This is a genomic window from Dellaglioa carnosa, assembly GCF_026948345.1.
GTDB lineage: Bacteria > Bacillota > Bacilli > Lactobacillales > Lactobacillaceae > Dellaglioa > Dellaglioa algida.
Window position 1 is genome coordinate 1 of record NZ_JANXLI010000023.1, and the last position, 225, is coordinate 225.

General features: G+C 35.6%; 1 protein-coding gene. It reads right to left on the reverse strand.

Annotated elements, in window-relative coordinates:
- A partial coding sequence (locus N0K80_RS07980) for a MucBP domain-containing protein (RefSeq protein ID WP_269026254.1) occupies positions 1 to 191 on the reverse strand: 191 nt, incomplete at its 3' end.
- Between the last annotated feature and the right edge of the window lie 34 nt (positions 192 to 225).

The window sequence follows — 225 nt, forward strand, 5'->3', positions numbered from 1 at the left end:
ATTTCTTTGAATTTATATCCTTTTATCGCTTGTTGGTTGGTTTTATATGTTGCACCTTGTACTCCAGTCATGTTTATATCTGCACTTATTTGGCGTCCGGTTGTATCTATATATCTTGCTGTTACTGTTCCCGTTGATACCGGTAATTCTTCTTTGACATATACATAAGTTACTACTAAATTATTTTTCACGTACTTACCTGTTTCTGATGCACTTCCCGCCAAC